General features: G+C 63.5%; 15 protein-coding genes and 1 pseudogene. 7 read left to right on the plus strand and 9 right to left on the minus strand.

All coding sequences use genetic code 11. From position 1 onward, the window contains the following. Positions 1-233: 233 nt before the first annotated feature. Entirely contained in the window at positions 234-833 is a 600-nt protein-coding gene (gene wrbA / locus VQ045_RS17075) for an NAD(P)H:quinone oxidoreductase (RefSeq protein WP_327625274.1), read from the minus strand. 225 nt (positions 834-1,058) lie between these two features. On the opposite strand from wrbA, the gene VQ045_RS17080 reads away from it, so the two are divergent. From VQ045_RS17080 to gpt, 5 genes are all read left to right on the plus strand, one after another. Next, positions 1,059-1,814, plus strand: a complete 756-nt coding sequence (locus tag VQ045_RS17080) for a competence/damage-inducible protein A (RefSeq protein WP_327625275.1) — start codon at positions 1,059-1,061, stop codon at positions 1,812-1,814. 410 nt (positions 1,815-2,224) lie between these two features. Next, complete coding sequence (locus VQ045_RS17085) at positions 2,225-2,827, plus strand: hypothetical protein (RefSeq protein WP_331830959.1); 603 nt, start codon at positions 2,225-2,227, stop codon at positions 2,825-2,827. A 16-nt stretch (positions 2,828-2,843) separates the two neighbouring features. Continuing rightward, on the plus strand, positions 2,844-4,415 hold the full coding sequence (locus VQ045_RS17090; RefSeq protein WP_331830960.1) for a cytochrome c oxidase subunit I: 1,572 nt from the start codon (positions 2,844-2,846) through the stop codon (positions 4,413-4,415). Positions 4,416-4,427: 12 nt separating this feature from the next. Beyond that, positions 4,428-5,594, plus strand: coding sequence for a multicopper oxidase domain-containing protein (locus VQ045_RS17095; RefSeq protein WP_331830961.1), 1,167 nt, complete (start codon positions 4,428-4,430; stop codon positions 5,592-5,594). A gap of 209 nt (positions 5,595-5,803) precedes the next feature. Next, on the plus strand, positions 5,804-6,301 hold the full coding sequence (gene gpt / locus VQ045_RS17100; protein ID WP_327625279.1) for a xanthine phosphoribosyltransferase: 498 nt from the start codon (positions 5,804-5,806) through the stop codon (positions 6,299-6,301). Between the two features lie 21 nt (positions 6,302-6,322). Here the strand turns inward: gpt and VQ045_RS17105 are convergent, their stop codons facing one another. Continuing rightward, positions 6,323-7,507, minus strand: a complete 1,185-nt coding sequence (locus VQ045_RS17105; protein ID WP_331830962.1) for a sensor histidine kinase — start codon at positions 7,505-7,507, stop codon at positions 6,323-6,325. 558 nt (positions 7,508-8,065) lie between these two features. Between VQ045_RS17105 and VQ045_RS17110 the strand changes: the two genes are divergently transcribed. Continuing rightward, positions 8,066-12,004: a vitamin B12-dependent ribonucleotide reductase gene (locus tag VQ045_RS17110; RefSeq protein WP_331830975.1), complete on the plus strand. Its 3,939-nt coding sequence runs from the start codon at positions 8,066-8,068 to the stop codon at positions 12,002-12,004. 527 nt (positions 12,005-12,531) lie between these two features. On the opposite strand, the gene VQ045_RS17115 is transcribed toward VQ045_RS17110, so the two are convergent. Further along, the gene (locus VQ045_RS17115; protein ID WP_327646377.1) at positions 12,532-12,849 is read right to left on the minus strand and encodes a hypothetical protein; all 318 of its coding nucleotides are present in this window, start codon (positions 12,847-12,849) and stop codon (positions 12,532-12,534) included. Between the two features lie 70 nt (positions 12,850-12,919). Between VQ045_RS17115 and VQ045_RS17120 the strand changes: the two genes are divergently transcribed. Then, complete coding sequence (locus VQ045_RS17120) at positions 12,920-13,291, plus strand: hypothetical protein (protein WP_331830963.1); 372 nt, start codon at positions 12,920-12,922, stop codon at positions 13,289-13,291. 57 nt (positions 13,292-13,348) lie between these two features. Here VQ045_RS17120 and VQ045_RS17125 read toward each other — a convergent pair whose 3' ends face one another. The 6 genes and pseudogenes from VQ045_RS17125 to VQ045_RS17150 all read right to left on the minus strand — a co-directional run bounded on the left by VQ045_RS17125 (position 13,349) and on the right by VQ045_RS17150 (position 19,891). Beyond that, positions 13,349-13,681, minus strand: a complete 333-nt coding sequence (locus VQ045_RS17125; RefSeq protein ID WP_327625284.1) for a lipid-A-disaccharide synthase N-terminal domain-containing protein — start codon at positions 13,679-13,681, stop codon at positions 13,349-13,351. After that, a pseudogene (locus VQ045_RS17130) lies at positions 13,678-14,521 on the minus strand (glycosyltransferase family 2 protein). The gene VQ045_RS17125 and the pseudogene VQ045_RS17130 overlap by 4 nt, the downstream one beginning before the upstream one ends. Before the next feature lie 112 nt (positions 14,522-14,633). Further along, on the minus strand, positions 14,634-17,264 hold the full coding sequence (locus VQ045_RS17135) for an ABC transporter permease (RefSeq protein ID WP_331830965.1): 2,631 nt from the start codon (positions 17,262-17,264) through the stop codon (positions 14,634-14,636). Between the two features lie 13 nt (positions 17,265-17,277). Next, entirely contained in the window at positions 17,278-18,672 is a 1,395-nt protein-coding gene (locus VQ045_RS17140; RefSeq protein ID WP_327625288.1) for an ABC transporter ATP-binding protein, read from the minus strand. Continuing rightward, positions 18,669-19,271 carry a hypothetical protein gene (locus VQ045_RS17145; protein WP_331830966.1) on the minus strand — a complete coding sequence of 201 codons (603 nt, stop codon included), beginning with the start codon at positions 19,269-19,271 and terminating at the stop codon, positions 18,669-18,671. The genes VQ045_RS17140 and VQ045_RS17145 overlap by 4 nt, the downstream gene beginning before the upstream one ends. Beyond that, positions 19,268-19,891 carry an undecaprenyl-diphosphatase gene (locus tag VQ045_RS17150; protein WP_331830967.1) on the minus strand — a complete coding sequence of 208 codons (624 nt, stop codon included), beginning with the start codon at positions 19,889-19,891 and terminating at the stop codon, positions 19,268-19,270. The genes VQ045_RS17145 and VQ045_RS17150 overlap by 4 nt, the downstream gene beginning before the upstream one ends. Positions 19,892-20,197 lie beyond the last annotated feature (306 nt).

Raw genomic sequence — 20,197 nt, forward strand, 5'->3', positions numbered from 1 at the left:
TCCCGCAAATCTGATGAAACAGCCTTTCCCATAGAGCACCTCCTGCTCACAGAGAATCAAACCGAACATCAAATGGGAACCCGTCGATTCAAATTATTCGCCGGATGCTCTAAAGCTTCCACCGAGCGAGGATGTCGCTATCCTTCAGCGCCGGTCCGGAGCGGCGGACAGCGACAACGCCGCCACCCGCCACTCTGTAACCGGACCTTGCCCGGACACATTCGACCTTGCGGTCAGGCCGCGAGTTTCGCCGCGATCTCGGCGATGTGCTTGCCCTGGAAGCGCGCGCCGTCGAGCTCGATCTGGCTCGGCATGCGCGAGCCATCGCCTCCGGCGATCGTCGTCGCGCCATAGGGCGAGCCGCCGACGATCTCATCCATGTTCATCTGCCCGGCAAAGGCATAAGGCAGGCCGACGATGACAAGGCCCTGGTGAAGCAGCGTCTTGTGCGCTGACAGAAGCGTCGCCTCGTTGCCGCCGTGCTGTGTCGCGGAGGACGCAAAAGCACCGCCGACCTTGCCGACCAAAGCGCCCTTGGCCCAAAGCGGACCGGTGCGATCCCAGAACGCCTGCATCTGCGAGCACATGTTGCCGTAGCGGGTCGGCACGCCGACGATGATCGCGTCGTAGTTCAGGAGTTCCATCGGATCGCATTCGGGATACGGATGGTCGGTCTTGAAATGCGCCGCCTCGACGACCTCCTGTGGCGCGGTCTCGGGCGCACGTTTGATATCGACGCTGGCGCCGGCGCTTTCCGCGCCCTCCGCGACGGCCTTGGCCATCGTCTCGATATGTCCGTAGCTGGAATAGTAGAGGATCAGGACCTTCGTCATGTCTCGTCTCCTTCGCGTTGATTGAGCAATTGTCGGCTCGTTGGCCTCGGGAGGGCATAACGCAAAGGGCATTGGAAAGATCGGCCGGCCGCCGCGACGCACCGTCACCGAAACGGCGACGCAGGCTTGCGCCAACGTTTTCATGGGATCGGACGGCCAAACCCTTGCCATCGTCGCGGAGTGCCCCTTTTTATTCGCTCCCCGCCGTTCGCCCGGAGTTCCGCCATGACGCCCACACCCGCCACCGCCGCAATGCTGGCGATCGGCGACGAACTCCTGTCGGGGCGGACCAAGGACCGCAATATCGGGTATCTCGCCGAAGTCCTGACCGTCGCCGGAATCGACCTGAAGGAAGTGCGCATCGTCGGCGACGAACCGCACATCATCGCCGACACGCTCAACACGCTGCGCCGCAGCTACGACTACGTCTTCACCTCGGGCGGCATCGGCCCGACCCATGACGACATCACCGCCGACGCCGTCGGCGCTGCGTTCGGCCTGACGGTCGGCGAGCATCCGGAAGCGCTCCGGAGGCTGGCGGAGAACTACGCGGAACGCGGCATGGAGTTCACCGAGGCGCGGCGACGCATGGCGCGGACGCCGGACGGCGCCAGCCTGATCGACAATCCCGTCTCTGTCGCGCCCGGCTTTCGTCTCGACAATGTCTTCGTCATGGCCGGTGTCCCGGCCGTGTTTCAGGCGATGCTCGGACAGGTGATCGACACCCTACCGGCCGGTCAGGCAATCGAATCCGCCGCTTTCGGTTGTCCATACGGCGAAGGCGACATCGGCGATCCGCTGCGTGCACTGGCGAAGGAGCATCCGGGCGTTGCCATCGGCTCCTACCCCAAATTCGACGGCAACACATATTCGACCGAAATCGTCGTCCGCTCACGTGATCGCGCGGCTCTCGACGCGGCGGCGACGGCGGTCCAGGCGATGTTGGGCAAGATGGAAAGTGGAGTGCTCCAGGCCCGCTGATTTCCCCGTTCAAGATCAAGATGGGCGGCGCGGCGTAGGGGCGCCCGCGTAGTCTCGATAGACCCCGCAAGGTCACTGTGCTGCGACCGCCACGCGCCTCAGATGGCGACCCATTTCCGCAGCGACGACGCAGAAACATAACACCATCCAGTCGATTTTATTTTGACGATTATTATGTCAACCGCCCGAGCATATCGCCCGTACCAAGCACGAGCTCAGGTTATACATTTTCAAATATTCGCAGAGGCGAAAAGTGCTTCTTCGTTCCGGCTTACGGCGAAATTCCAACGCATTATTGCCACAAATTAACTTGACCGAGAAAAATTGTCGCACTCAAATGTCCGTCAGCTACGGAGTTTGAGGGCAATCGGGTGTGAAACTCCCGTCGTCCGTGGCGTGGGAGGACGATCATGCAGAACGCGTTGGGTTTGATGGGCGACCAGGCGCTGATGGTCGCTATAGCGCTCGCGTTGGGCATCGCCGGCATTACCGCACTGTTTCTCGCGCTGTTCTGGCCGCGACGCTGGCGGATGAAATACCGGATGGAGATCGGCTTCGTCATACTTCTGGTCGGACTGGTGTTTTTTGCCGATCAGCGAAGCACTGCGACCTACAAGGCCTATGAGGTCGATCTGCGCAACGGCGGAGTTTCCGGTCAGATCGTCGATCCCGCAGCGCGGGCCGCGTTCGATCAGCAGATCACCGTCCTGGCCTTTCAGTGGGGCTTCGCCTTCACGACAGAGGGCGGCGAGATCAGCCGCAATGCGGTGCGCGTCGAACCGGACCAGAAGGTGCTGTTCCGCATCCTCAGCAATGACGTGATCCACGGCTTCAACGTTCCGGTCGCCGGCCTGACCACTGAATTCGACCCGGGCGCCGCTCGCGAAGTGTGGATCTGGACACCCAGCAAACCCGGCAAATACCTCATCCAGTGCGTGAATTATTGCGGCGTCGGCCACGCGCAGATGAAGGCATGGCTGGTCGTCGGCGGCTCAAACGCCGACATGGCTTGAACGGAGGCGACCCGGCATGGCCAACGCACTGGACATCGAGCGTATGGGCGAAAAGCCGCATTGGCAGCCCGAGAACCTGATCGGCGGGATGGGGCTCCGCGACTTTCTGTTCTCCAACGATTACAGAATCATCGCGGTCAAGGGCATCCTGACATCGTTCCTGATGCTGGCGTTGGGCGGGGCCTTCGCTCTGGCGTTCCGCACGGAACTGGCGGCCCCGGATATCCAGTTCATGGGCGCGCGGCCCTACATGACACTGATGACGCTACACGGCATGCTGATGGTCTTCGGCTTCGTCATCCCGATCGTCATCTCGATCTGCTATTTCCTGATCCCCAAGGTTCTCGGCACGGGCCGGCTTCTCTGGGCCGGGATGGCACAGGCGAGCTATTGGACCCTGATCGCCGCGGCGGTACTCTTGATCATCGGCCGACCCGATTTCACCTGGACGCTCTATCCGCCGATGTCGCTGCGGGTCGGCGGTGAGCTGGTCTGGATGGGTTATGTCGCCGTGGTTCTGGTCGCGGTCTCGGAATTTCTGGCCGGGATGGTGCTGCTGCGCAATGCGCTCGCCTGCCCGGCGCCCTGGACCCGCAAGCCGCTTCTGGCCTGGGCGATGATATCCGAGGCCAGCCTCTTGATGGTCTCGACGCCTCTTCTGGGCCTGACCGGGGTCGTCCTGCTCACCGACTGGCTGGGCGCGTCCGCGCTGTTCGACCCAGGTCGGGGCGGCGACGTGATGACCTTCATGTACGTGTTCTGGTTCTATGGACATCCGGCCGTCTACCTGCCGCTGGTGCCGGCGATCGCAATCATCTACACGCTGCTGCCGCGGTTCCTGGGCCGACCGATGTGGAGCTACACCTCTGGCGTTGTCGCCTTCCTGTTGCTGGCCGTGCTGTCCTTCGTGGTGTTCCCGCATCATTTCCAGCCGGCATCCACCGTGCATGGCTTCCTGCAGCGGGCGACCCAGGTGCTTACACTGCTGATATTCATTCCCAGCACGCTGCATGTATTCAACTGGATCGCGACGCTCTGGAGTGACCGGATTCCGTCCTCGGCGATGGCGGCGGCGCCGTTCCGCTTCATGATGGGCGCGATTTTCTTTCTGATCATCGGTGGCGTCACCGGATTCCTGAACGCCCAGATTTCGGTCGACAGCGACTTCATCCACAATACCTATTGGGTGCCGGCGCATTTCCACGCCATGTTCCTCGGCTTTGCCGGCCAGATGGCGATCGCCGGCGTCTATTTCCTGTATCCCTACTTCACCGGCCGTATGTACAATCGGGCGCTCGCTGACGTCCATTTCTGGATCTGGCAAGGCGGAATCTTCGCCAAGGTCATGCTGATGTATGCGCTCGGCTATGCCTACTTCCCCCGCTGGGTCGTCGACTACCTGCCGCTGGCCGAGTGGACGGGCGCTCAGATGATGCTGACCGGCGCGGCCTATCTGATCGGCCTCGGCTTCCTCGTCTTCGTCTTCAACATCGTCTGGAGCGCCACGCGCGGCCCGTTGGCGGTCGGCGATCCCTGGCCCGTCGCCGACGAGGCACCGATCCACCCGGCCACAGTTCCGGCCGAATAAGGAGACCCGGAAATGATCCTCAGATTGTTCACGCTGCTCGGTGTGGTCACGGTGGTCGGGGCGCTTTATCTCGTGCTCCCACAGGGAATCGGGCCCGGCGCGTTCCAGATCGCACCCGATAAATCGTCGATGATCGGCTATGTCGAAGCCGGCCTGTTCCCCGATCCCAAAAGCCTGTCGGAGAACGAAGAGGTCGGCCATGGCGTCTTCGAGGAGCCCGCCGAGGACGAGGTGAGAATTGCCGCCGCGCGGGAGGCGATGGGCACCATGTCAGGAATGGGCGGCATGCAGATGGGCGGCGACGAGCCCATGGACATGGCCGAAGACGGCGCCGCTTCGGTGAACGAGGAGCAAACGACGCAGGCCGCCGATAACGATATGGCCGCTATGCCGGGCATGAACAACGACGCTGTCGACAGCGCCTCCACCCCTGCCGCCGCGCCGATGGAGATGGCAACCGAACAGCCTTCCCAGCCCGCCGACGGCAGCATGGCCGCCATGCCCGGCATGAACGATGACGCCGCTGACAGTGCCGCCGCCCCCGTCGACGCGCCGATGGAGATGGCCACCGAACAGACGACCCAGCCCATCGACGATAGCATGGCCGCCATGCCAGGCATGAACGATGACACCGCCGACAGTCCTTCCACCCCCGCCGATGCGCCGATGGCGATGGCAACCGAACAGACGCCCCAACCAACCGACAACGGCATGGCCGCCATGCCGGGCATGGGAGTAAAAGTCGAAGAAAATCACGACGTAGAAGCGGAAACCGCAGGCGATGACGGGTTGGTCATTCTGGCCGCCGATGCTTCGTTCGATCGCAAAGTCGAGATATCGATGCGGGAATGGGGCTATTCACTGAGCCAGCTGGAAGTGCAGCCCGGTGAGCGCATCCGGTTGAACATCCGCAACGACGGCAATATCCCGCATGAGTTCATGTTCATGCCGATGGCGAACATGCAGGCGATCGCCTACCGGCTCGAGCGGGCGGACTGGAACCTTCTGGAACACGCGGCGCCCTACGAGCGCTCCCTAGTCCTGCCCGGCCAAAGCTTCGAGGTGACCATGCGCATCGCGGAACCTGGAGCCTGGATGTTCATGTGCATGTTTCCCTATCATATGCAGTTCGGCATGATGGGGCAGATGGCGACACCCGGCCTCAGCATGGCGATGTGAGCCGGAGGACGATTAAGTTCGGCAACATGGTCGCATTGTCATCGCGCTCTATTCCGCAGCCACTCTCCCGCGGCAGCAAAGGAGCGAACATGGGTGCGTCTATCCTGCTGGCCCGCGCGAAGGTCCGTGTCTTCGCTCCTCCGCCTTGCCTTGCCTCCCGCATACCTCTATCGCATCCGCTTTGCCGCGCCAGCCGGAGAGCCGCGATCATGTCCACGGTCGACAAATCCTTCCCCGTCTCCTGGGACCAGTTCCACCGCGATGCCAGGGCACTGGCCTGGCGGCTCGCCGGAATGCGGTCGGACTGGAAGGCGATCGTCTGCATCACCCGCGGGGGCCTAGTGCCGGCGGCGATCATTGCGCGCGAGATCGGCACGCGGATGATCGATACGGTCTGCATCGCCTCCTATCACGACTACAGCGAGCAGGGTGAGTTGAAGGTCCTCAAGGAGATCTCCCCGGCTCTTCTCGAGGACGACGGCGAGGGTATTCTGATCGTCGACGACCTGACCGATACCGGCAAGACCGCCGGGCTTGTCCGGGCGATGCTGCCGAAGGCGCATTTCGCGACCGTCTACGCCAAGCCGAAAGGCCGTCCGCTGGTCGACACCTTCATCACCGAGGTCAGCCAGGACACCTGGATTTTCTTTCCCTGGGATCTCGGCCTGACCTTCCAGGCGCCGATCGGCAAGGCCACCAAGGGCTGACATCGATCGACCGAGGAATACCTAAGCCGACATCGGCTCCGAAATGGCGAAGTCGGCTGTGAAGACGAGCCCGCGGTCTGACCAGTCACGATCGATCCGTCCCGCAAGCTGCCGGACGATCAGCTTATCGAGAAGCTCGCTGCCGAAACCTGAGGGCTCGGTGTCGTCGGATTCCGGTGCCGCCGATGTGCCGGGTCGACCATCCTCGCGCCAGGTCAGACACAGTCTTCGTCCCTCGCCTTCCGACGTCGCCTCCTGCCAATCGATATCGATGGTCCCTTCCCTGCCCGGCGCCAGGGCGCCGTATTTCGCCGCGTTCGTCGCCAGCTCGTGCAGGATCATTCCAATGGTCACCGCATCGCCTGGGGCGATCCAGACCTCGGGGCCTGCAGTGCGAATACGGGTTCCGACGTCATAGTGCTCGATTTCCGATGCCACGATCGCGGCGAACGACGCGCCCCTCCAGTCGGCCACCATCACCAGAGACTGCGTTTTGGCCAGTGAGCCGAGGCGTTCGAGAAGCACCGGGCGGATCGCTTCGGCCGGCTGCCTGGAGCGCAGCGACAACGACACGATCGCCTGAACCGTTGCCAGCGAATTCTTCACCCGATGGGCCATCTCGCGGGCCAAGAGCTGCGCCTGCTCCTCCGCCTCGCGGCGGAACCGCACCTCCTCGCGCAGCACCAGCTCCGTCCCGAGCATCGACACCAGATCCTCGATCGCCCGCCGATCCTCTGACGTCCAGTGGCGCGGCGCATGATCGATCGCGCAAAGCGAGCCGATAACAGCTCCATCAGGGGTGCGAATCGGCACACCGAGATAGGCTTCCACGCCAAGATCATCGATGGCGAGGTTTCCGCGCACCAGCGGATGCGACCGCGCATCGTCGACGACCAAAGGTTCGCCGCTGGCGACAACATACTGGCAGAAGGAATGGCTGAGCGGGGTCTCGCGCCGCTCGGCCCAGATGTCGGGAAGGCCCACCTGACTTTTGAAGAATTGCCGGTCGGTGTCGAGGATCGAGACCAGCGATACCGGCACGCCGATGATGCGCGCGGCCAGCCGTGTGATTCGATCGAAGGCGACCTCCGGCTCGGTGTCCAAGAGGTCGGCCGCGGTCAACCTGATACGCGAGTCGCTGTGTGGTTCCACAATGGCTTCCAATCGACGCCCCTCGTCAGTCGTTGCGCCCACCAGATTCGTCATGACCACAATATTCCTCGACGCAATGAACGCTATCGTCTTCAAATCGGACGGTACGCCGCCCGAAAACCAACGCGGTCTTCACAAGACCGCCCGTAGATGCGGCATTTTGACCACAGTCGCAAGACACAGATCCGATTCGGCCCTTCTGCTACAGGCGAAAGCGGAAGGCGAGACTTATCCCCGCTATCCTCGTGACGGCGGCTACCGACCGGCGATAATCGCGTGGCGATCCCGAAGCCCGTTGACCATCCGGCCGGACTCACTCTAGCCTTGTATCGTCGATGCTGGCCCGCCTTATGAGGGCATAACGCAGGCCGTGTCCTTCCGCCCACAGGGCGAAAAAAAGCGGAAATCCGATCACGACAAATCGGTGTGACCCAGAATTAAGGGTCGCTTAACCACCTCAAATACACTATATCTAGTGTCGCTGAACGGCCCTCGCACAAGATGGGCGATTCACGACAATTGGGGGATACGCACCGGGCGGAGGGGGAACTTCGCTGGCGGGCGATTCTTTGCGGCAAGAAAATTTTAGACGAGGATGGGACCGTCATGGGCATGAAGATCGATCGCCGATACACCGAGGCCGGCAAGAACGCGTATGACGCGATCACGTTTCGCAAGGCGACCAGCGAGATCCGCAACCCGGACGGTTCGGTGGTCTTCCGCCTCGCCGACATCGACGTGCCGGCGCAGTTCAGCCAGGTGGCGTCCGACATTCTGGCGCAGAAGTATTTCCGCAAAGCTGGCGTGCCGGCCCGGCTGAAGAAGGTCGAGGAAAACGACGTCCCCTCCTTCCTGTGGCGCTCTGTCGCGGACGAGGCCGCGCTCGCCAAGCTGCCCGAGGACGAGCGCACCGGCTCGGAAATGGACGCCCGGCAGGTCTTCGACCGGCTCGCCGGCACCTGGACCTATTGGGGCTGGAAGGGCGGCTATTTCGCGTCGGAAAAGGACGCGGCCGCGTTCCGCGACGAGCTCGCCTATATGCTCGCCACCCAGAAGGTCGCGCCCAATTCGCCGCAATGGTTCAACACCGGCCTCCACTGGGCCTACGGCATCGATGGCCCGGGCCAGGGCCATTATTACGTCGACTACCGCTCCGGCGAACTGACCCGCTCGACCTCGTCCTACGAGCACCCGCAACCGCACGCCTGCTTCATCCAGTCCGTCGCCGACGATCTCGTCAATGACGGCGGTATCATGGATCTGTGGGTGCGCGAGGCGCGGCTGTTCAAATACGGCTCGGGCACCGGCTCCAACTTCTCCTATCTGCGCGGCGAAGGCGAAACGCTGGCCGGCGGCGGCAAGTCGTCCGGCCTGATGAGCTTCCTCAAGATCGGCGACCGGGCAGCCGGCGCGATCAAGTCCGGCGGCACCACCCGGCGCGCCGCCAAGATGGTCGTCGTCGATATCGACCATCCGGACATCGAGAAGTATATTTCCTGGAAGGTGCGCGAGGAGGAGAAGGTCGCCGCCCTCGTCACCGGCTCCAAGACGGTCTCCAAGCACCTCAAGGCGATCCTGTCGGCCTGCGTCAATTGCGAAGGGCCGGAGGGCGACTGCTTCGACCCAATGAAGAACCCGGCGCTGAAGCGCGCCGTCAAGGACGCCAAGCGCGCCCAGGTGCCGGAGAACTACGCCAAGCGCATCATCCAGTTCGCGCGCCAGGGCTATACCGACCTCGAATTCCCGGTCTTCGACACCGACTGGGATTCGGAGGCCTATCTCACCGTCTCCGGTCAGAACTCCAACAATTCCGTCTCGCTCAAGGACGACTTTTTACGCGCGGTCGAGGAGGATGGGAACTGGGATCTCATCCGCCGCACCGACGGCAAGGTATCGAAGACCCTCAAGGCCCGCGAACTTTGGGAGCAGATCGGCTATGCCGCCTGGGCCTCTGCGGATCCGGGCCTGCACTTCAACACCACGATGAACGACTGGCACACCTGCCCGGCAGCCGGCCCGATCCGCGCGTCGAACCCGTGCTCGGAATACATGTTCCTCGACGACACGGCCTGCAATCTCGCCTCGCTCAACCTCATCCAATTCCGTGAGGAAGGGCTGGACGGGCCGGACGGCATCAAGCGCTTCGACACCGCCGCCTTCGAGCACGCCACACGACTGTGGACGATCGTCCTGGAAATTTCGGTCATGATGGCGCAGTTCCCGTCGAAGGAGATCGCCCAGCTCTCCTACGACTACCGCACGCTTGGCCTCGGCTTCGCCAATATCGGCGGCCTGCTGATGACCGCCGGCATTCCGTATGATTCCGACGAGGGTCGGTCGATCTGCGGCGCCATTTCGGCGCTGATGACCGGCGTCGCCTACCGGACCTCGGCCGAAATGGCCGGTCATCTCGGCGCCTTCCCCGACTACGAGCGTAACGCCGACGCCATGCTGCGCGTCATGCGCAATCATGCCCGCGCCGCTCACGGCCTTGCCGACGGTTACGAAACGCTGTCGGTCGACCCGGTGCCGCTCGACCACGCTTCGCTGACCGACAAGCGCCTCTCCGGCCGCGCCAAGGCGGCTTGGGCCGAGGCGGTCGAACTCGGCTCGGAGAACGGTTACCGTAACGCCCAGGTCTCGGTGATCGCGCCCACCGGCACGATCGGCCTTGTGATGGACTGCGACACCACCGGCATCGAGCCCGATTTCGCGCTGGTGAAGTTCAAGAAGCTCGCCGGCGGCGGCTATTTCAAGATCATCAACCGCGCCGTACCGGAAGCCCTCACCTCGCTCGGCTATGCCCCGCACGAGATCGCCGAGATCGAGGCCTACGCCGTCGGCCACGGCAATCTCGACCAGGCTCCGGCGATCAATCCCGGCTCGCTCGCCGCCAAGGGCTTCGGCGAGGCTGAGATCGCGGCGCTCAACGCGGCGCTCGGCCAAGCCTTCGACATCAAGTTCGTGTTCAACAAGTTCACGCTCGGCGAAAAATTCTGCAAGGAGACGCTCGGCCTCACCGACGCCCAACTCAATGACTTCTCCTTCGAGCTCCTGTCCTTCCTCGGCTTTTCGCGGAAGGACATTGATGCAGCCAACGTCCATGTCTGCGGGGCGATGACGCTGGAAGGCGCGCCGTTCCTGAAGGACGAGCACCTGCCGGTATTCGACTGCGCCAATCCCTGCGGGCGGATCGGCAAGCGCTATCTGTCGGTCGCGTCGCACATCCACATGATGGCGGCGGCGCAGCCGTTCATCTCCGGCGCGATCTCCAAGACCATCAACATGCCGAACGAGGCGACGGTCGAGGATTGCAACGCCGCCTACATGCTGTCGTGGAAGCTGGCGCTGAAGGCCAACGCGCTCTATCGCGATGGCTCCAAGCTCTCGCAACCGCTCAACGCCTCGCTGATCGCCGATGACGACGAGGACGAGGACATCGAGGAGGCGACGGCGGCGCTGATCGCCGCCCCCGCCCCGGCCCGCGCGGCCGAAGTCGCCGAACGCATCGTCGAGCGCATCGTCGAGCGCGTGGTGCGCGACCGCGAAAAACTCCCGAACCGGCGCAAGGGCTACACCCAGAAGGCCATCGTCGGCGGCCACAAAGTCTATCTTCGCACCGGCGAATTCGACGACGGGCGCATCGGCGAGATCTTCATCGACATGCACAAGGAGGGCGCAGCCTTCCGCGCGATGATGAACAATTTCGCCATCGCCATTTCGCTCGGCCTGCAGTTCGGCGTGCCGCTCGAAGAGTATGTCGAGGCGTTCACCTTCACGAGATTCGAGCCGGCCGGCATGGTCCAGGGCAACGAGGCGATCAAGAACGCCACGAGTATCCTCGACTACATTTTCCGGGAACTCGCCGTCTCCTATCTCGGCCGACACGATCTCGCCCATGTCCAGCCGGAGGAGTTCGGCGCCTCCGGCCTCGGCCGCGGCGTCGAAGGCGACAAGCCGCAGCCGATTTCGCCGGTCTCGCACGGCATGGTACGCGGCCAAACCGCGAAGTTCCGGCTGGTCTCGAACGATCCGGCCGGCGCGCTGGCGGGATCGCCGGCCGGCGGCACCCTCACCGGCCCCGGCGATCGCGGCGGCAGCGAACCCGCGAAAGGCGCGGCGGTGGTGAAGGCCTCGGCCCGCGCCGCCGCCAACACCAGCGGCCCCGGCGGCAGCGTCGCGGCCACGGCGGTCTCCACTCGCGGTGGCAGTGTCGTGGCCGCGGTTTCGGCGACGCCTGCAACGGCCGCGGCCGTCGCCTTCAAGCGCGACTACGAAGAGGCCCCGGTCGCCGCCCCCGCCCTGACCGGCGACGTCACGCCGGCCCAGGGGCTGTTTGACCAGCCGCTGGCTTTCCCGGCCAGCGACCGGGACGCGGCCAACGTCTCGGCCGATGCCAGCGCGAAGGCGACCAGCGCCGAGCGTCGCGCCATGGCGATGATGAAGGGCTACACCGGCGACAGCTGCTCGGAGTGCGGCAACTACTCGATGGTCCGCAACGGCACCTGCCTGAAATGCGACACCTGCGGCTCGACGAGCGGGTGTAGCTGAAGGCACTCAATCGAAAAAATGTCGCCCTGACGCGTCACCGAATCTGGCTCTACGTCGTAAAGGATGGCTCGATTTCGCATGAAGGTGGCTCACTCCGCTCTTTGGCAGCTTTCTGCCTTCGACGGGGTGAGCCTCAGCAGCAAGGAGCTGAGCGCCCGACGGCGGAAAAAGGCGATCAAAAGGAACAGCGAAACCCGGGCAGGCTTGGCTCCGGCCACACACCTTCATGGAGGCACCCAATCCGCGGCCGCCACCCCTCCCGGGATGACTCTTCAGCCTCGGTCTTGGTGGGGAAAGGTCTTTACCCGCGCAACGATCAGCAATCTCTTCGCCGAAGTCTCACAGAAGATCGACGGCTCCATGTAGACCGAGGCCTTGACACCGTGCGGCGCACTTGCCGGACGGTGCGTGCGGGTCATCGCTGGTAGAAGAGGAATGATAGGGGCACTTACGGCGTAGCAGGGCCAGAATCGGACGGTCCTATCTCCGGTAGAAGAGGTGGCGAAGCCGACGTTCGGCTGACGACCCTACTTGGTCGCAGAGTGAAAGTCGGCAGGCTTCTTGGCGACCCATTTTACGAAGCGTGCGACCGTCTGGTTATCCGTGAGGGGCGTCCCGCTTTCTGCGTGGCGGACCAGTTCGCTCGCCGTGAAATTGGCGTCGATGGTCTCCCGGCAGATGGGATGGACAAGAACGGTGTCACGGCCACCCCGGCTTTTGGGGATCGGGTGGAAGCGGTCCACGGTCTCACCCAGCAATCGGCCGCATAGCCAGCACGGTTCCGGAGGCTCGGCATCGGTTGCCTCGTTCTCAAGCCAACTCGCGTCCCGAATTTTTCGCGCCATCTCGCAGCTCCTATTGCGCAGAACACGGTGCGGCATTGGGCTGTGGCACTATCTGCATTCGCCGCGACTGATGGGCCGACTTCATGCGGTCGGTCAAGTCTCGGAGCAATTTTGTCTGGAAGGAACGTCAGCTTCTTTGAGTGATCGACCGGCGCTACAGTTTGCAATGGTCAGCGCCCCGATCACCGCGCCCACCCACTGGTCTGCTCCCGAAATCGAAGGATCATCAGTCGAGGATGCGTACCAGAATGGAGTAGATGAAGAAGACTGGGCTTTGCCACCTTGGGAACAGCCGCGGCGCGACCGGACGACCAAGGTCGACAAGATAATGGACGTCGTCCGGGTCGACGCGGAGTTCAGCCAAAGCCTCACCGAGAAGCGCGGGAAGATTGACGCGCTGCATGTACGAACACCTCATCAATTCCTCGGCGTCGGTGCCTGACTCAACCACCGATTATTTGGCCGAAATGGAATGCAGTCGATGGCTGCACTCACCGTTTCAAGGGGCCGCCAAATCGAACTCCGGTGAGGCCCGCTTCCGCTCGCCCCAGATCAGGACGAGATTGCGTGTATAGACGAACAGGCCCGCCGCCTGTCCCAAGATGAACACCGGGTCGCGCCGCTGGATCGCATAGACCAGCAGCAACGACCCGCCTGCCAGGGAAAATATCCAGAAGGCGACGGGGATCACGCTTCGCCGGGCTCGCTCGGAGGCAAGCCACTGGACCACGAAGCGGCCGGTGAACATCAATTGGGCGACGAAGCCGAGCGCGACCCAGACGTCGAACTGGTCGACGAAGACATGGCGGAGATAGGTGATAAGGTCGTTCATAGCGGTTGATCCGGGATGATTTCGCTGACATCTGGCCGCACCAGCGCCCGCTTACGCAGCCACCAGACCCCGAAAAGATCGAGAATTCCGCGAAGACCGCGATCGAAAATGCCGTAATTGGAGCGACCGAAGCGGCGCTGGCGATCCTTGACGTCGATATGCACGACAGTCAGTCCCTCCCGCAGCACGAGCGCCGGAAGATAGCGGTGCCAGCCATCGAAATAGGGCAACCGGCGGAACAGTTCGGTGGGTATTGCCTTCAATCCGCAACCGGTGTCGCGGGTCGCGTCCTTCAGGATCGCGGTGCGAAGGCCATTGGCGAAGCGCGAGGAAAGCTGCTTGACCCTGGTGTCGGTGCGGCCCGTGCGCTGGCCGGCGGCAAGGCCGACCGTTGGCCCAGTCGATTCCAGCGCGTCAACGAGCGCTGGAATGAAGGCGGGATCGTTCTGACCGTCGCCATCGATGGTGACGACGAGATCACCGCTTGCGGCAAGAACGCCACTGCGAATGGCCCGGCTCTGTCCAGCCGAGCGATCGTGGCGGATATGACGAANGATCACCGCTTGCGGCAAGAACGCCACTGCGAATGGCCCGGCTCTGTCCAGCCGAGCGATCGTGGCGGATATGACGAAGCGGGATGCCCTCAGCCAAAAGACCCGCCAAGGTTTCCGCCGTCGCGTCGGTCGAGCCGTCGTCGACGACCACGATCTCATGGGCGCGGGCGGCGAGAGCAGCCTCGACTTCGCGCAGCAATACGGCAAGATTTGCCGCCTCGTTGCGTGCCGGAACGACGATGCTCACAAGAGCGAAGGCCCTGCCGGTTCCGACTTCCCGCGCCACCGTCGACGCAGATTGGTTGGTCGCCGTGGATGTCGAGGCATCGGGGTCTGAAACGTCCTGGGCGGCTTGCCTGGAAAGCGGAAAGTCCGGGGTGCGTTGAAATACATCCATGCTAGGCGTCAACCTCCCGCGCCAGCCGCAGTCGGGCGATCTGAACGGCCGCCACCGTCGCCACAACACCGACCAAAGCGAAGCCGATCAGCTGGATCAGCGGATAGGAGAGCGCATCCGGCGGCGGATCGAAGATGCCGGACAAGAGCTTCACCAGCATGTCGGCGGCCACGACGCCGATCAGCGAGCCGATAACCGCGCCCGGCACCAGGATCAGCAACGCCTCGCTCCACAGGAAGCCGCCGATTTCGGCGCTGGAAGCCCCAAGAGCGGCGAGAATTTCGGCGGTGCGTTTGCGCTCGGCAAAGCCGAGGAACAGCATCAGGCCGGTCGCGGCGGCCAGCAGGACGACCGCGAAGGCGATTTCGACCGTGGTGAGCCGTCCGAGATCGACGGCTGTCAGGCTCGAGGCAATGATGTGGAAGGCGGATTCCAGATCGGTGACCGTATAGCCCGACGTCGAGCCAAGGTCCTGGCGGATCGCCGCAGCCAAGGCTTTCGGGTCGCCGAGCGAACGAACAAGCAAGAGCTCATGCGCCGGCGAGCCTGTCTGCGTCGCGAGGTAGCTGGCATTGGCGACGAGGAAGGAATCCTTCGGCGCGGTCGGAAATTCCAGCGCCACGCCGACGAACTTGAACGAGATCGCCTCGTATTGGTGCGTTTTGGCATTTTGAAGCCGCAACTTGATCGGGTCGCCGATTGCCAGCTGGAAATCGTTGACGGTCTCCTGGGAGACCAGCACGCCGTCTGGATTCGTTTCCAGCGCTTTCAGCGTCGCCGCTGCATTTTTGTTGGCGAAATAGGCGTCCTCGACTGCCGTCGCCTTGCCGATCTGTGTCGGATCGATGCCGTAGATATCCTGGAGGTCGTTGCCGACATAGGCAAAGCGATGCTGCATCGGGACGGCGGCCACCACGCCCGGCATCGCTTGAATCGTCTGGACAACAGGACCAACCGGCGTCGCGGTGGAGCCGGTGACGGTTACGTCAGCGCCGTTGGTCAGCATCGCGTCGACGCGCGTCTGGCCGTTGTAGGTCAGGTTGAAGATGGACGCGGCGACAGCGAAGGAGAAGGCTAGAGACACCAGCGCGATGCCGCCGGCGATCCGCCGATGCTGCCGTGACAGGCCGGCAGCGACGCTCGGCGCCGTGGCCTTGGCCAGGCCGATACGGGTTGCCGTCGCTTCCAGGGTCTTGGCGGAACGACCGATCCACCAGGAGGCCAGCCGGATCGTCAGCAGCACGCTGCCGACCCAGAACAACAGCGGCGACAGGAAGGCGGTGTAGTCGACGGCGGTCGCGGTCACACCCTCGGGCGCCAGCACGACCTGATAGTTGGAACTGGCCGACTGCAGGAAGATCACCGCGGCCCCGGCCAGGAAGATGAGATCGAGCCAAAGCCGCTGCCACAGCGGGTCGCTGTTACGGCTCATGGATGTCCGTCCGCGCAGCACCGTCTCCCCGCGCAACCGCCGAAGCGCCGGCAGGACGCCGCAGAGAAGCGCGACGGCGAATCCGCCGATGCCTGACAGGGCGATCCACATAAGTGCCGACGACGACAGCGAGGCCGTCCCGAATTGCAGGGCGGACAGGATCAACGCCGCCAGTGAGCCAACGATAGCGGCCCCAGCCGCTCCGATGGCTTCTTCGGAGGCGATCAGGCGCAGTATCGTCGAGCGATCGAAGCCGCGTATCCGCAGCAGCGCTTCATTCCGGCTCTTGCGATCGCGGTCGGCCAGGAGCAGCGAAACGGTCAGCAAGATGGCGAGCACAGCCGCCGGCAGACCGAGAAACAGGAAGATAACCCGGGCGTAGATCGCGTCGCCGCGAACCGCATCGAGGCGGGCGCCGAGATTGTCACCGACGAGAGCCTGTCCGGCGACGGACGCCTCGAAGTTTCGAACCTGACGCGCCTCCTCGATGAAGGCCGTGTCGGGATAGCTCGCCAGCGCGGCGCGGGTAAACGCGGCGTGAAACTGGACCGTCCGGGACGTATCAGCGGCGAAGAGCGTCGACCATTGCGTCGCCGGCAGAATGACGACGTTGTCCGGGGGCGCCGTCGGCCCGGCGCCGGCCGGCGCTCTGATCGACTGGAACAAGGCATCGGCATTGGGAAGTTCGACGATGCCGGCGACGGTGATCGTGCTTGTTGCGCCGTCACGCCGAAGGATCTGGATGCTGTCGCCGATGCCGGCATGAAGATTCGCTGCGGTCTGCTGCGCCAGCACCGGGCCATCCAGGCTGCCGAGGAGAAGCCGCATCTGTTCCGGGAAAGCAGACCGGTAACCGGCATCGATGCCGAGAACCTTCGCGGCCCCCGTGGTCTGGACAGTCCCGCCGGTGGTTGCCTGGAGCGCCCGCATGTCCGCATAATCGACCTGACTGACTGCGCGGATGGAAGGCAGCGCCTCGAGCGCGGTCTTGATCGCACCGGAGTCCGCGCCGGGCTTGGGCTGCACCTGCCAGTCGACGACGACTTGCGCGACGGCGCGCTGCGTCATCGTCGACGCGCTGATCACCGAGAACACGCCGATGAGCGCGATCAGCGCAACGGCGATCGCGACACCGGAATAGGCCAGCACGATCTGGACGGCGCGACGCTTGAAAATGCCTTTGATCCAAAGACCGAACATGATGGAAATCCTTTCAGGCGGCCTCGGCCAGCCGACCGTGGTCCATGCGCAATTGTGTCGCCATGGTCGCCGCTAACCGCTCATCATGGGTGGTGAGCAGGAGCGCGGTCTCGTTCTCACCGAGGGCATCGAGGACCGCCTTCATCACTGCTCGTCCGGTCGGCTGGTCGAGCTGCCCGGTCGGCTCGTCGGCGAGGATGATCTCGGGATTGGTGACAAGGGCCCTGGCGAAGGCGACACGCTGCATCTGACCGCCGGAGAGCTCGTCCGGCAACTTGTCGGCCAGGTCCGCAAGCGACAGCAACGCCAGGGCTTCGTCAGCGCTCATATGCGCCCGACCTTGAGGTGAACGGGCCGCCAATTGCAGCGGCAATGCCACGTTTTCCCGCACGGTCAGCGACGGGATCAGGCTCGGTTCCTGGAACACGACTCCGATCCGGCCAGGACGGAGCTCCGTGGCGGTCTCTGTACCGAACCACGACAAGAGGCCCGACGACGGCCGCACGATGCCGGCCAGCATTTTCAGCAGTGTGGACTTGCCACTTCCCGACGGCCCCGTGACGGCGATGCGGTCGCCCTGCCGTACGGCGATGTCCGCATTTTCCACCGCATGAACCGAGAGAGCGCCCAGATCATAATTCCGGCCCAGACCCCGCGCTTCGATCAGCGCCTCGCGATCGTTGCGAAGCACGGGATGAGCCGTGCGTTCAAACAGACGCTCGGCATCGTCGAGGGTTTCAACGAAGGGTCCTTCGACGAGATGCCCGTCCCGAAGATGCAGGGTCCGCGTGGCGATCGCCGCGACGGCGCGGCTGTGGGTCGCGATCAAAGCTCCCTTCCCCTTCCGGCTTCTGTCGACCAGAATGGCGAGGATCATCCGCTCGGTTGCCTCGTCGACTTCCGCGGTCGGCTCGTCCGCGACGATCAGGGGCGCGTCGAGTGCCAGGGCGACAGCCAAGCCCGCCCGGGCGATTTCACCGCCCGACAGCGTGGCTGGATAGGCGTGGGCGCGATCACTCAAGCCGACGGAGTGAAGCATCTGCTCTATATCGACGGGATCGCCGCCGCTTCGGTGGCACAACGCGAAAGCGATATTTTCGGCGACGGTCAGATGCGGGAACAGATTGTCGCGCTGAGCGAGAATCCCGAGCGTGGAGGCACGGATCACCGCTTTTTCCGCTTCCGGCCGTCGGGTCATCCGCCGCCCCCCGATATCGACCGTCCCGCCGTCGGGTTCATCGAGGCCGCATAGACACGAAAGAAGCGTCGACTTGCCACTCCCCGAGGGGCCGGTCAGGGCGACGATCTCGCCGGCGCTCACATCGAGGCTGACGCCCTTCAGCGCGCGAATCTCCGTATCGCCGATGTGATAGAAGCGGAACAGGTCCTCCGCATCGAGAAGCGTCACGACGACCACCGGAACGACTCGGCCATCATTTTCCACTGGTCGACATTGTCGGCGCCGGCGGGCGCGGACAATGTCAGGACCGCTTCCTTGCCGTCTTTGAAAAAGTAGATGCGGCGGTTCTCAAGGCGGATCTTACGGTCGGTGACCGGGTTCACCGCGGAATTCGACAGGTAATCGACCGCGACCGCCTCCCCCGCCGGCAACGGCATCGTGCGAATGTTCCTGACATCGACAGCGTGGCCCCCGGCGACGAGGTCGGCGGCCTCCTTCTGCTTGACACTTGCGGAGGTCGGCATTTCGGATGCCTTCGTCACGTCGATGGCGATGCGACCGTATTTGTCCGCGAAGCTGACACCGTCCGCTGCGTCGCTGCGTGACCAGCCCTCCGGAACCTGCATCGAGAACCCGCTCGGAGACTTGTAGGTGATAAAGACCTGATCGTCGGGAATATCGCCGGGAGGATTGATTTCCGACGCCACGGCCGTCTCGCGTTGGGTAGCAGGACTGGATTGGGCAAAGACCTTTGCCGGAGCGACGAGTGCGGTTGCGGCAATCACCGTCCACAGCGCGGTTCTGACGAACGCGGAATTGTGGGTCATCGGATGTTCTCCTGTTGTTTTTGAAGGTGAAGGCGCGTCGCCAGCACCTCGATGCCGAGCGCGGCGTAAAGCGCCTCGGCGAGACGTCGGGTGAAGCTGGCGAAGTCGTTGCAAGGCTTGAACTGAAAAGCCGCCGCCGCCGCCCCTCCGACGAGGATTCCGGCAAGGATATCGCTGGGAAAATGCACGCCGAGCGCAACCCGGGCGGCGCCGACCGCGAGCGTGGCGACGGCGACCAAAACCCCCAACAAGCGGCGAGCGGCGAACAGGAGAGCGATCGCCACCGCACTCATCACCGCCGCGTGGTCGCTCGGAAGCGAACTGTCGGCGACATGCGCGAGGAGATTGGGGGCGAGCCCGATCGCAAAAGGCCGGGGAAAGTAGAACAGGAACGAGATGGCGCCGGCGATTGCCAGTGCGACACCCGCCGCCAGCGTCGCCGTAATCGCCGTCTGTCTGCCCGCTGGCCCGCCGCGCAGCCACAATACGATGAGAACGACGGGCAGGATGCCAATTCCCCAGTCGGCCGTCGCGACTGACAGATCGGAAAGCCAGGGCATGGCTGTCAGCGCGGATTGCGCCGCCGCCACTATCGCGTCGTTGAGGGCAGTGATCGTCACGGTCTCATTCTCCTTCGCTGAAGAGAATGCCGACCTCAGATGATCTGCCCTTGGCCAGAACTATACCGTTTTGTAATCCGGCGAAGAAAAGGCGATATGGCAGTGCCATCCGCCCGACGAGAAAACGCGCCCGCCGGGGTGGCGGGCGCGAAAGGAAAGCCAAAAATTCTCGTCAGATGCCGTCAGTCGAAGCGATAGGACATTTTGGCCCAGACAGTATGGAAATCCGTCCGATCCTTCGTGTTCGCTGTAAAGTCGACCAGTTGGGCACCGTTGGTCGCTTTCGCCGACCAGTCGTTCTTGCCG

The organism is Aurantimonas sp. E1-2-R+4 (genome assembly GCF_036549515.1).
Taxonomy (GTDB): domain Bacteria; phylum Pseudomonadota; class Alphaproteobacteria; order Rhizobiales; family Rhizobiaceae; genus Aurantimonas; species Aurantimonas coralicida_A.